The organism is Nocardia sp. X0981 (genome assembly GCF_977089955.1).
Window position 1 is genome coordinate 1,135,087 of the sequence record NZ_OZ372435.1, and the last position, 12,711, is coordinate 1,147,797.

The 12,711-nt window shown below is 69.0% G+C and carries 11 protein-coding genes; 5 read left to right on the top strand and 6 right to left on the bottom strand.

Annotation, left to right across the window (positions count from 1 at the left end; genetic code table 11):
- The first annotated feature begins 79 nt into the window (after positions 1–79).
- A complete protein-coding gene (locus ACYR7D_RS04945) occupies positions 80–1,921 on the top strand; it encodes a hypothetical protein (RefSeq protein WP_459550023.1) in 1,842 nt (613 codons plus the stop codon).
- 45 nt (positions 1,922–1,966) lie between these two features.
- Here ACYR7D_RS04945 and ACYR7D_RS04950 read toward each other — a convergent pair whose 3' ends face one another.
- The gene (locus tag ACYR7D_RS04950; protein ID WP_459548443.1) at positions 1,967–3,166 is read right to left on the bottom strand and encodes a glycosyltransferase family 4 protein; all 1,200 of its coding nucleotides are present in this window, start codon (positions 3,164–3,166) and stop codon (positions 1,967–1,969) included.
- A gap of 281 nt (positions 3,167–3,447) precedes the next feature.
- Here ACYR7D_RS04950 and ACYR7D_RS04955 point away from each other — a divergent pair, with 281 nt between their 5' ends.
- Positions 3,448–4,230: a class I SAM-dependent methyltransferase gene (locus ACYR7D_RS04955; RefSeq protein WP_459550024.1), complete on the top strand. Its 783-nt coding sequence runs from the start codon at positions 3,448–3,450 to the stop codon at positions 4,228–4,230.
- A 3-nt stretch (positions 4,231–4,233) separates the two neighbouring features.
- On the opposite strand, the gene ACYR7D_RS04960 is transcribed toward ACYR7D_RS04955, so the two are convergent.
- The 5 genes from ACYR7D_RS04960 to ACYR7D_RS04980 form a co-directional block, all read right to left on the bottom strand.
- On the bottom strand, positions 4,234–4,548 hold the full coding sequence (locus ACYR7D_RS04960) for a hypothetical protein (protein ID WP_459548444.1): 315 nt from the start codon (positions 4,546–4,548) through the stop codon (positions 4,234–4,236).
- 350 nt (positions 4,549–4,898) lie between these two features.
- A complete protein-coding gene (locus ACYR7D_RS04965) occupies positions 4,899–5,081 on the bottom strand; it encodes a hypothetical protein (protein WP_459548445.1) in 183 nt (60 codons plus the stop codon).
- Positions 5,082–5,421: 340 nt separating this feature from the next.
- Positions 5,422–7,254, bottom strand: coding sequence for a phosphoenolpyruvate carboxykinase (GTP) (locus ACYR7D_RS04970; RefSeq protein WP_459548446.1), 1,833 nt, complete (start codon positions 7,252–7,254; stop codon positions 5,422–5,424).
- A 242-nt stretch (positions 7,255–7,496) separates the two neighbouring features.
- Positions 7,497–9,068, bottom strand: coding sequence for a hypothetical protein (locus ACYR7D_RS04975; protein WP_459548447.1), 1,572 nt, complete (start codon positions 9,066–9,068; stop codon positions 7,497–7,499).
- Positions 9,055–10,113, bottom strand: a complete 1,059-nt coding sequence (locus ACYR7D_RS04980) for a hypothetical protein (protein ID WP_459548448.1) — start codon at positions 10,111–10,113, stop codon at positions 9,055–9,057. The genes ACYR7D_RS04975 and ACYR7D_RS04980 overlap by 14 nt, the downstream gene beginning before the upstream one ends.
- 334 nt (positions 10,114–10,447) lie before the next feature.
- Between ACYR7D_RS04980 and ACYR7D_RS04985 the strand changes: the two genes are divergently transcribed.
- From ACYR7D_RS04985 to ACYR7D_RS04995, 3 genes are all read left to right on the top strand, one after another.
- Positions 10,448–10,660, top strand: a complete 213-nt coding sequence (locus ACYR7D_RS04985; protein WP_459548449.1) for a hypothetical protein — start codon at positions 10,448–10,450, stop codon at positions 10,658–10,660.
- A 519-nt stretch (positions 10,661–11,179) separates the two neighbouring features.
- Complete coding sequence (gene trmB, locus ACYR7D_RS04990; RefSeq protein WP_459550025.1) at positions 11,180–11,983, top strand: tRNA (guanosine(46)-N7)-methyltransferase TrmB; 804 nt, start codon at positions 11,180–11,182, stop codon at positions 11,981–11,983.
- Positions 11,983–12,711 carry an NYN domain-containing protein gene (locus ACYR7D_RS04995; protein ID WP_459550026.1) on the top strand — a complete coding sequence of 243 codons (729 nt, stop codon included), beginning with the start codon at positions 11,983–11,985 and terminating at the stop codon, positions 12,709–12,711. Before trmB ends, ACYR7D_RS04995 begins: the two co-directional genes overlap by 1 nt.

Below are 12,711 nucleotides of genomic sequence, written 5' to 3' on the forward strand. Positions count from 1 at the left end.
CGCGTACGTAGGGTGACTGGCCGTGGGTGCGCAACGAACAGGCCGGTGGACGCTCTGGCTCCCGGCCGGTTACAGCCTGCTGCTCACCCTCCTGGTGACGGCGCCGCTGCTCGGCCCCGGCCATCTCCTGCTGCGTGACGCCGTCAGCACCCCCCGCTCCTACCCGACCGATGCCGCGCTCGGCCTGAGCGACGCCGCACCCCGGGCTGTCCCTCAGGACGGTTTCCTGGCCGCGCTCTCGCCGCTGGTCGACGGCGGTCTGCTCGTGAAGGCCGTACTCCTGGCGGCGTTGTGGGCGGCCGGGTACGGCGCCGCGGTCCTGGTCCGGGAACTGCTCCGGGCCCCGCTCGCCGCGCAACTGATCGCGACAACCCTGGCCGTCTGGAACCCCTACATCGCCGAACGCCTGCTCCAGGGCCACTGGAGTCTGCTCACCGGGTACGCCGCGCTCCCGTGGACGGCCCTCGCCGTCCTGCGATTGCGCACCACCACCGTGCGGCCGTCCCGCCGAGCGGATGGCACGACGGGCGGCTCCGGCGCGGTGGGGCCCGCTCCGGAGCCGTCACGCGCGCACGTTTCCGGAACGCCCGGCGCGGATACCGGACCGGCCGGTACGAATTCCGCGCCCCTCGGCAACTGGGCCGCCCTGGCCGGTTGTCTGGCCGCCGCCGGACTCACCCCCACCGGTGCGCTGCTCGCCGCGGTCGTGGCCGTAGCGCTGGCCGGTACGCGGCGCTTTCTCGGGGTGCTCGCCCTGGCGGTCATGGCGTGCGCGCCGTGGCTGCTGGCCACCGCGGTCTCGGGGGTGGCGGCCGAACCGTCGGATCCCGCGGGGGTCGCGGCCTTCGCCGCTCGCGCGGAGCCCTGGCTCGCCACCGTGGGCAGCCTCGCCGGGTTGGGTGGTATCTGGAACGCCGAGGCCGTCCCCACCTCCCGGACCACCCCGCTGGCGACGTTCGCCACGCTCCTGCTGCTGGTGATCGTGCTGCTGGGGTTGCGTCGGGCGGCGGCCGCGGACGACGATCCCGAGCGCACCCGGGCCCGCCGTGTACTGCTCGTCCTGGCCGCGGCCGCGGTGGCGCTGCCCGCACTGGCCGCCACACCGGCCGGCCTCACCGTCATGGAGTGGCTGGTGGTCCATGTCCCCGGCGCCGGACTGCTGCGGGACACCCAGAAGTTCGTGGCGCTGGCGGTACCCGGCTACGCGCTGTGCGCGGCGGCCGCCTGGGCCACCGCCGCTGGGCGCTGGGCGCCGGCCGGCACGCCCGCGTCCGGCGCGCGGGCCACCGGGTTCGCCGTCCTCTTCATCGGCGCGCTGATCCTTCCGCTGCTCGATCTCGGCTGGGGCGCCGGCGGGCAGATACGGGCGGTCCGGTATCCGGATTCCTGGCGCGAGGTTGCCGAACGAATCGAGGGTCCCGGCGATATCGCGGTCCTTCCCGGCGGCATGTTCCGCCGTTTCCCCTACAGCGGTGACGCCCCGGTCCTGGACCCGGCGCCGCGTATGCTGCCGCGCGACGTCCTGCAAACGGGTGAACTACCGGTACACGGCCGGACGGTGGCCGGTGAGGGCGCCCGCGCCCGGCGCGTGGAGAACCTGCTGCTGGCCGGTGGGCAGGCGAACGAACTGGCCCGGCTCGGCGTGGGGTGGGTCCTGGTCGAACGCGATACCCCCGGGCCGCGCGGCGATTCCGCGATCACCCTCGCCCAGTTGCGTCCGGTGCACACCACGGCCGAACTCGCCCTGTACCAGGTACCCGACGTATTGCCCCGTCCCGAACCCCGGTATCGGGAGTTGGTGATCGCGGCACATATCCTCTGGGCGTTCCTGCTGTTCACACCGCTGCTCGCCGCTGCTCACCGCTGGGTGTCGCGCAGGCTCTCGCCGGGGGGCGCGGTCCCCGGACCGCGAATCCGGTAGACCGGGCCCGCAAGTCCGTTCCCGTGCCGACCGGCCCGGTACCGCTCAGGCTCCGGTCGGGAGACCGGCGCGCGCCGCGTCTTCTCCCGGCGAGATCAGTCCACTGACCCGCCGGCCTGCCGCGGCGGCCGCGAGCACCCGGTGGACACCGGAGGCGGTGTGTTCCCAGGAGAACTCTCGGGCCCGGGCCCGGGCCTTCTCACCCATGATCGTGCGGGCGGCCGCGTCGTCGAGCAGATCTCCCACGATCGCCGCGAGCTGATCGGCGTCATCGGCGAGCACACCCGTGACCCCGTCGATAATGGAATCGGTGAGCCCGAGGGAGGAGCGGTAACCCACCGTGGGGACCCCGTGCTGGGCCGCTTCGATCACCGCCAGTCCCCAGCCCTCCTTCCGGGAGGGCAGCACATGTACCCAGGCTCGGGCGAGAAGTTCGTGTTTACGGCATTCGCCCACGTGCCCGTGGAAGGTCACCGCCTCCGCGATGCCCAGCGCCGCGGCCTGATCCTTCAGCTTGCCGGCCCACCAGCCGTCACCGATCACATCGAGACGCAGCTGCGGGATCCGCCCCCGTAGGCGCGCCACCGCGGTGAGGGCGTCCTCGATCTGTTTGTGCGGCACCAGGCGGGAGAGCACGACCACGCGCGGTTCGGGCGACCGGACGGCGGCGGCGCCGGTCAGTGCCTGCACGGGCACGGGTTCGGCCCCGTTGCGGACGACGGCGATGCGGGAACGGTCGACACCGAGCGTCGCCAACTCCTCGGCCGAGGGCAGCGACACCGTGAGGTATTGGTCGTCACGATGCACCCGGGGGGAAAGCCGCGATTCGATCCACCACCCGATCCGGCCCACCAGCCGGCCCGCCACCGGCCACTGTTCCCGGTGCCCGTGGTGCACCAGCACCACCGAGGGCGCCCCCGATACCAGCCGGGCGAAGAACGGTATGCCGTTCTGGGTATCGATCACCGCGTCGGGCCGCACGTTCCGCAGCGGACCGAGGCCGAGCCGGCCCAGTGCGATCGCGGCCAGGGCCCGCGGGTAGACCGAGAATCGGCCGCCACCGCGGCTGATATCGATACCGTCGACGTGTTCCCGCTTCGCCGCGCCGCGGTATCGGGCGGTCCGCAGGGTGACCTTCACCCCGCGGGCCGCGAGCTGCGTACCGACCTGTTCCAGATACCGTTCGCTACCGCCACCTTGCGGATGCCCGGTATCACGCCAACAGAGCAGCAGTACTTCGCGCACGGGAGGCTTCTCCGGTCGGTTCGGGCCCCACGGGGGGACATGGGCATCGCGGTACACCTTAACGCTCATCTCCGGCCGGAAAGTCGCGCACCTGTGTGTCCGTCCGATATCGGATCGGCCGCATCCGAGTTTCCCCGATACGCCGAATTCGTCACCGGCCACGATATGGAAGACTCGCGGTCGTGCTCGACTCCGAGGAATCGACTGCGCCCCGGATATCGCCCGGCGCGGCGAGAACAGCGCCCAGCGCCGCCGCCCTTTCCGATAGCGCGGCGGAAACGGTGCCCACCGGCGCCCCCGGGCGGTCGAAAGGTTTCCGCTTCGCCCGGCGGGCCACGGTGCGCCGTTCACTACGACTGCTGTACAGCTTCCGTTTCGAACAGACCGATCCCGCGCGGTTCTACGGCGGTATCGCCACCGACAGTGTCCGGCTGCTCGGCGATTTCTACGCCGACCTGACCGGTCGCGAGCTCACCGGTGCCACGGTGCTCGACGTAGGGGGCGGTCCGGGCTATTTCGCCGACGAGTTCGCCCGGGCGGGCGCCCGTTATATCCCGGTCGAACCCGATCCCTCGGAAATGCACGCCGCGGGTATCTCGGTGCCTGCCGCCGTCCGGGGTTCGGGAATGGCACTGCCTTTCCGCGACGACGCCGTGGACATCTGTTTCTCTTCGAATGTGGCCGAGCATGTACCGGACCCGTGGCGAATGGCCGACGAAATGGTGCGGGTGACCCGGCCCGGCGGCATGATCGTGCTCTCCTACACGGTGTGGCTGGGACCTTTCGGCGGTCACGAAACCGGACCCTGGCACTATTTCGGCGGTGAGTACGCCGCCCGGCGATATCGGCGCCGGTACGGACGGGAGCCGAAGAACCGTTTCGGGGTGTCGCTGTTCGCGGTGCGCGCCTCGGACGGGGTGCGCTGGTCCGAGCGCACGCCCGCGTCGGTGTATGCGGTGTTCCCGCGTTATCACCCGCGCTGGGCGTGGTGGCTGGTTCGGATACCGGCAATCCGGGAGCTACTCGTCAGCAATCTGGTGGTGGTGGCCGGTAAACCCGGCTGACCGCTACAGCGCCATCTGGGGCCGGCTCCGCACGAACCGGTCCCGCCAGCCGCTGCGGACCACCGGTTCGGACTTGACCCAGGGTGATTCCTGAATGGCCAGCCCGACAGTTTCCAGGGTGGTGAGACCGACCTGATCGGCCAGTCCGCCGACCATCGCTACGGCCTCGGCCGCCTGCATGGCGGCCATCGCCTGGGCGGTGGTCAGGGTGCGTCCCGGTAGGAACGAGACGACCCAGCCGCCGCTGCCGACACTTTTCGCCTGATGGTCGGTCTGGTCGCTGGTCATCAACGCCTGACCGATCACTTGCACCGCCATGAACGCCTCTCCCAATCGCGGGTTCTCGGTTCGATGAATGGAGCGAGCTGATATCTGGCTAACAGCATGCGCCTTTCAGCAACAAAACGCAATAGTGCGTTCGATGAAATACGAACCGGCAGGTCGGATTTCGTGGCTCGGCCGCCACATCGGAGACCCGCCCGCCTCCTCCGCTCATTCCGGAGCCGACACAAAGGTCCACGAATTCGCCTGGTACACAAGTCGGCAACGCACAGCACGAAACCCATGCGCGGAAAACACTTTTCGATCCGGCGAAACACCGGATCGCGAAAGAACGAACGCGGCGAGAACCCTGGACGGCAGGCCGGCCAACCACTACCGGGGACGAACTAATCGGTGACCAGCAGCGCTCGCAGTATCGGCCGACCATCCGGCTGCGCGTCGGGCGCGTCCACCACCTCGACCCGCCAGCCGTCCGGCAGCGCGGACCGCAATCGCCCGGCGGCGCGGTGCAACGGCGTGCTCACCGGAAAATCGTGGGGTGATTCCGGGGTGACAAACCCATCGGCCATGTTCCAACCACCTCTCGCGGGGTGATCGGCTCGGCCACGGATCGCGACGGTCGGGCCGATCGGGGGAAGCAGGACAGTCCGGCAATCGGAATTGCGTGTCGTGAAATCCGAGACACTTTCAGAATAAGGCACGAACCGGTCCCGGGCCCGTATCCGCGGCGGTGATCCATCGGTCCACTACCCCGGCGCCACCGGCCCGGGATACGCCACAGTCCGCGGCGAATCGGCTTCGCCACGGACTGTGTCGTGCTGCCGCGCACCACGCGGTCGCGGTGCGCCGGCCCCTATCGTGCCGCGGGCGGCGGCGGGCTCATCGAACGAACGTCGTTATCGATGTCCGTCACTTGATGCGCTGCTTGAGCGCCTCGAACTCGTCCCGGATACCGGAGGGAAGTTTGTCGCCGACGAATTCGAACCACTCCTCGATGAGCGGGATCTCCGCCCGCCATTCGTCGAGATCCACCGCGAGGGCCTCGTCCACGTCGGCCGCTTCCACGTCCAATCCGGCCAGGTCCAGCTGGGCGGCGGTGGGCACATTGCCGATGGCGGTGCTCTCGGCGTCGGCGGAACCCTCGATCCGGCCGATGATCCACTCGAGCACGCGGGAGTTCTCCCCGAAGCCGGGCCACAGGAACCGGCCGTCGTCGCCGCGGCGGAACCAGTTCACATAGAAGATCTTGGGCAGTTTGGCCGCGTCCGCGTTCTTACCCAGCTCGATCCAGTGTCCCAGGTAGTCACCGACGTGGTACCCGAGGAACGGCAGCATGGCCATCGGATCGCGGCGCACGGTGCCGACCTTGCCCTCGGCCGCCGCGGTCTGCTCGGACGACAGGGTGGCACCCATGAACACACCGTGCTGCCAATCGAAGGACTCGGTGACCAGCGGCACCGTGGTCTTGCGACGGCCGCCGAACAGGATCGCCGAAATCGGCACACCCTGCGGATCGTCCCATTCGGGTGCCAGGATCGGGCACTGCGACATCGGGGTGCAGTACCGCGAGTTGGGGTGCGCGGCCAGCGTCTCGGTCTCCCGCCGGACCCAGTCGTTGCCCTTCCAATCGATCAGATGTTCGGGCTCCCCCTCCAGGCCCTCCCACCACACATCGTTGTCATCGGTGAGCGCGACATTGGTGTAGACGGTGTTACCGGCCTCCAGGGTGGCCATGGCATTGGGGTTGGAGGAGTGGTTGGTGCCCGGCGCGACACCGAAGAACCCGAATTCCGGATTCACCGCGTAGAGCCGGCCGTCCTTACCGAAACGCATCCAGGCGATATCGTCGCCCAGGGTCTCCGCCCGCCAGCCCGGCACGGTCGGCTGGATCATGGCGAGGTTGGTCTTACCGCAGGCGCTCGGGAAGGCGGCGGCGATGTAGTACGCCTTGTCCTCCGGCGAGATCAGCTTGAGGATCAGCATGTGCTCGGCCAGCCAGCCCTCGTCATGGGCCATCGCCGACGCGATCCGCAGCGAGTAGCACTTCTTACCGAGCAGCGCGTTACCGCCGTAACCGGACCCGTAGCTCCAGATCTCCCGGGCCTCGGGGAAATGGGTGATGTATTTGGTCTCGCTGCACGGCCACGGGACATCGGCCTGCCCCTCGGCCAGCGGCGCACCCACCGAGTGCAGCGCCTTCACGAACGGACGATCCGTACCCAGCGTCTCGAGGGCCGCCCGGCCCATCCGGGTCATCACCCGCATGGAGACCACGACGTATTCCGAATCGGTGATCTCGACGCCCAGCTTGGGGTCCTCCGCGCCGAGCGGGCCCATGCAGAACGGCACCACGTACATGGTGCGGCCCTTCATCGAGCCCCGGTAGAGCTCGGTCATGGTCGCGCGCATCTCGGTGGGATCGACCCAGTTGTTGGTCGGGCCGGCGTCGGCCTCGGATTCGGAACAGATGAAAGTGCGCGATTCGACCCGCGCCACGTCGGACGGGTCGGATAAGGCGAGGAACGAGTTCGGCTTCTTCTTCTCGTCCAGCTTCTTGAACGTGCCCGCCTCCACGAGCTGGGTGGTGAGCCGATCCCATTCGGCATCGGAACCGTCCGCCCATACGACTCGATCCGGTTGGGTCAGTTCGGCGACCTCCTGAACCCAGGCGAGCAGTTCGCTGTGTTCGGTCGGCGCGGTGCCGTCGGATCCACGAAGACCGGGAATGGTCGCTGAGGTCATGAAAATTCTCCTGAAATGGGCGGCTCCAGAATGCCTCCGCCCTGGCCCTCGGGCCCGTGACCAGCGCGAAAACACCTAGCGCCACCATTGGCGGGTGAGGCGCCCGCTACGGCCCATGGTGCGCGCCGCCCGATCGCGGGGTGCACTGGGGGCGAACCGGACGCCCAGGTTCCTGCTTAAGAGGTTAACGCGGTATTGCGCCTCCTATGGAATCGGGTTGCCGATCAATAGGGGTGAACAAACTATTTTCCGGTATCCGGGGTCCATCCGTCGAGTATCTGCCGGTCACGGGCGCACGCGCCGAGTCGGCCGGGCTGTCCGGTGGTGGCGCGGCGCAGGGCGGCCTCCAGGTCGGCGACCCGGCGGTCCACTTCCACCATCCGGGCGGCGGCCACCCGGACCATCTCGTCGGAGAGTTCGGCCTCGGCCTCGACCAAGGCGGTGATCGCCCGCTGCTCGAGCTGGGCCTTTACATTGGCGATCGCATCTGCGACCCACTGCCGCAGGTGATCTCGGTCGGCGAGTTGCCGCCGGGTCCGCACCACCCAGGCGGCCGCGCCCGCGCCGAGCAGTAGCGTCGCCGGAATCGTGGCCACGTCCAGAGCGGGCACCAGGGCCAGCGGGGAGACGAGCAGCCGGCCCAGACCCACCCCGGCCGATGCGCCCAGCACGATCATAAGGTGATCTTCGACACCCCGGCCCCGGGGTTGCGGATCCGGACCGAGTGTGGGTGCCGGTTCGTACCGGAATCCGGCTGTCTCATCCGGTGGCGCGGTCCCCAATTCAGGCGCCGCCGACGCGCGGATCCGCAGTTCGGTGAGCCGGGCCGCGATATCCGCATCGATCACACCGGTGAGCTGATTGACCGCCGACCGCAGCCGTTCCGGGAAGTCACCGCGCCCCGCGGCGTCCGAACGATCGAGCTCGGCGCGCGCCTGCGCGTGCAGCGTCCGCACCCGGGAGCCCACCTGGGTCAGCAGATCCACCCGGGCGAGGTTGAGCTGGGCTCGCAAGGTGGATACCGCGACGGTGCGCCCGCCGTCGCGTTCGGCGAGCAGGCGAGCCCGCTCGGCCCGCAGCAGCTCCGATTCCGCACCCGAGCGCAGCGTCGTTTCCTCCTGTTCGATCCGCTCCCGGGTCTCGGCCACCACCCGCGCCGCCGCCGCGACGCGACGAGCGGCCGCGGTGGCGCTATCGGTGGTGAGCGCGGCGAGGCGGCCGTGCAGCACCGCCAGGCCCGAACGGTCGAGCAGCGCCGAATCGGCCGAGGTGCGGGCGGCCAGCGCCAGCCGTGCGGAAACCGGCACGATCTCACAGGTGAGGCCGGCGGCGGCGACCAGTTCGGCGGTGCGATCGCGGACCACCTGCCAGTCCTTGTGCGCGTGCGTGCCGTTGAGCACCAGCAGCACCCGGGCGCCCCCGGCGCAGAGCCGGCGGGCCAGGTCGAGTTCCGCCGCCCCGATCACCACTCCGGCGTCCAGCACCAGCAACACCACCGAGCCCGGCGCGGCGGGCGCCTCCGGATCCGGCGCCGGCGCGTTCAGCTCGATCCGCGGTTCGAACCGGGTGAGTTCGGTACGCAGCAGGGTGGTGTTGGTGTCGTCCGGGGCGATGAGCTGGACCGCCGCGGCCGTCCCGGTCACGTTCATCGTGCGCAGCAGCGCCATACCCTGCGGATTCCAGCGGCTCACCACCTCCGCGACCGCTTCCGGTAGGACCTCGGCCGGGCCGGGATCCCCGTGCCGGACCGGCGTAGCGGCCGTGGACGGCGCCGGGCGCCGGCCGGCCAGGGGACCCCGGTCAGAGTCCGACACTGCTCATCCGTTCCCACATCCGTACATAACCGTTGTGCACCCGCACCGCGGCCCGGCGCGCGGCCGGGGACATCTGGCCGGCGACCACCGCCCGCCAGCGGACGGCACGCGCCAGCGCGTCGTCGGCGTCCTCGGGTTCGGGCCGCGGGTATCCGGCGGCCAGATGGGCCACCGCGGGATCCGCCAGACCGCCGCACAGGGCCAGCCACCGAGCCTCGTCGGTGTCCAAGTACTCGGTGATCAGCGCCCGTGCCCGGCTCTGCCCGTGGGGCAGAGCCCGTACCGCCAGCCGGGTCAGTTCATCGATGAGCGCGCCCGCGCGCCGCGCTGTGGCCTGCTGGTACCGCTGCCCCAGCATGCGGGCCACGGGGTCGATACCGCTGACCGTGTGCAGGATCTGCAGTACGGTCTGCGGGGTCAGTTCGGGTTCCCGTTCGAGCGCGGCCAGAACGCAGGACAGCCCGTACAGGTCCCAGCGCTCCAGTAGTTCGGCCCGCTCCGCGGTATCCGGCCCGGCGGCCGGAGAGAGGAAGGCCTCGGCGGAAACCGCCGCCGCGGCGCCCGCGCGGGCATGCCGGCGCAACAGCGCCATATCGGTTTCGCTCAGAACGCCCGTGACCGTCCGGACCGCCAGTGGCCCGACCAGCGGGAAGGCCGGCAACCCGAATTCCCTGCCGTACCGGACCGCGGCGTTCACCGCGTCGGCCCAGCCGGTGCCGATCGCATCGGCTTTGTTCAATACCAGCAGGGCGCGTTCCGGCGGCAGCGAAGCCAGCATTCTCCGGTCCCCGGAGGACGGGGTGCTGGCCAGGACATAGACGACGACATCGGCGTCGAGCACCGGGTCCGGGAATCCGGGTTCGTCGACCGGCGCGGTCTCCACCCCCGGTCCCAGCCCCAGCGCCTCGGCCACGGTGGTCCGCCCCGACCGGGTGCGCCCGGCGACCTGCGCCCGCGGTAGCGTGCGCCAGCGCTGCACCGCCGCCTCGATACCGTTCGCGATCCCGGCATCCGAACCATCGCCCATCCGGAGCGCCGAGATCATTCGGTCCAGCGGATCCGCCGCCCCCGCCTCACGCATATATCCAGTCCGATCCCTCTGTCGCGGCCACCGGTGCGCCCTCGTCTTACGGTGCGCATTCTGTCAGAAGACGCCCTGCGCCGCGCCGAGCAGCCGGACCCGATACGGACAGGACCATCCAGTCTATTTTCACTCGTTCATACGGTCGGCCGGCACTCGGCGAATTCCCGTCCCGGATCATCCCGGCCCTTCCCGGTGCCCGAAAAAACTTGCCCGCTCTTCCGCCGGCACCCTGGGCTGTCACCGTCGAAATCAATCGGCAACAGATCGATCGGGGAGTTCGATGGGGAGGTCGAAGATGATCGCTCGTTTCATCCTGGCGGCAGGTATCGCCGCAATAACCGTGGCCGGCGGAATCGGGGTCGGCTCCGCCGCGGCATCACCCGAAAAACCGAGAGGGACGATGGCAACCTGCCCGAGTATGCGGGATTGGGCCATAAACGTGGGCGAAAAGGTGGACCCATGCTATTACGATCCGAAGAAAGACAGCTACGTCTTCGACACTCTGTAGGAGGATCGCGGGCCGCGACCCGGAACCCGCGGGCGCTGCTCGTAGTTCGCCCTCCAGCGACTCCGAGCAGCGCCCGGGTCACCGGAGTCATCGGGTGCCGCCAGCGGATGGGCGACGTTTCGCAGATCGAGAACCCCACCGTTTCGTCAGTCGATTTCCACCCCCGCCGGGCAAGGAACGAATAACTCGGGGTATCGAATCATCTTCGTGCGCACAACCTCGAGTGATATCCATCCGATGATGACAGGTAGAGCTTTTATCGGCACCTTCGGCAATGATTCGACAACCGGGTGGGAACGAGCGGATGAGCGTTGCACGAATCGCGATGATACGAGAATGCCGAGACATACCCATTTTCGTTCCGAATTTCCACCGCCGGCATCATCGGCACGCATTCGGCCGCCGATACACTGAAAAAGGGCCGATTCGGGGTATTCCGCGGGCAACAACGCATGCCGCACTACCTACGGGTAACGCGGCGTGGGTCCGGTTCACGGTAAACCGGGCCCATGCTGGACAATAGGGAACGTGAACGACGCAGTCCGCCCTTACGAGTCAGGTTCGTCCGTACCATCCGCAGCGGATGACGGCGGATCCCGGAGGCGGCCGCACGCGGGATCGCGCCTCTACCCCCGAGTAACCAGTTTCCGGTCGCGGCGCGGCATGCTCACTCCCAACCAGCAGGCAGCCTGGGACAGGAATTGGCGCGCGATCGGCCGGGAAGTGGCCGACGAACCGCTGGATACCACCGCATGGTTCGGCCGCCGGGCCCCTGTCGTCGTCGAGATCGGCTGCGGCACCGGTACCGCGACCGCCGCCATGGCCCAGGCCGAACCGCATCTGAATCTGATCGGTATCGAGGTCTATCAACCGGGCCTCGCCCAACTCGTGCAGCACATCGAGCGCGAAGAGATCCGTAATATCCGGCTGCTGCGCGGCGATGCCGTCGATGTGCTGGAGAACATGATTGCTCCCGGATCGCTGACCGGCGTGCGGGTGTTCTTCCCGGATCCGTGGCCCAAGGCCCGCCACCACAAGCGCCGGCTGCTGCAACCGGCCACCGTGGCGCTCATCGCCGACCGGCTGCGGCCGGGCGGAATTCTGCATGTGGCCACCGACCACGCCGACTACGCCGAGCACATCGCCGCGGTCGGTGCCGCGGAACCGCTGCTCATCGGCTTGAACGAGGCCGCTGGAGGCACGGAGACCGCGTACCGGGAATCGGCACCGATCGGATTCGAACGCCCGATCACCAAATTCGAGAGCAAGGCACATCGGGCCGGTAGTGCGATCAACGAGTTCATATGGGGCAAGATCGAATGATGAGCGTCAGTGAGATGGCCCCGACCGGCGACGAGGTTGCCGGAAGTCTGCACGACCCCGGCGACGAGCCCGCCGGGCCCGAGGCGGACCGTCTCCGGCGGGTTCTGCTGGTCTGGGATGCTCCGAACCTGGATATGGGCCTCGGCGCCATCCTCGGCGGCCGGCCCACCGCCGCTTACCGCCCCCGCTTCGACGCGCTGGGCCGGTGGCTGCTCGCCCGTACCGCCGAACTCTCCGTCGGCGAGAAACAGCGGGTGGAACCGGAGGCGACCGTGTTCACCAATATCGCCCCCGGCACCGCGGACGTGGTCCGGCCGTGGGTCGAGGCACTGCGCAATGTCGGGTACGCCGTCTTCGCCAAACCCAAGATCGACGAAGATTCCGATGTCGACTCGGACATGCTGAGTCATATAGCACTACGCACGCGCGGGGCGGGCCTGGCCGGAATCATCGTGGCCTCCGCGGACGGGCAGGCCTTCCGCGAGCCGTTGGAGCAGCTCGCCGCCGACGGTATCCCGGTTCAGGTGCTCGGCTTCCGCGAGCATGCGAGTTGGGCAGTAACATCCGATACTCTCGAATTCGTCGACCTCGAGGACATCCCGGGAGTGTTCCGTGAACCCCTCCCACGGGTGAGCCTCGACTCGCTGCCCGACGAGGGTGCCTGGCTGCAGCCGTTCCGGCCGCTGTCGGCGCTGCTCACCTCTCGCCCCGCACAAGGAGTCGCTTAA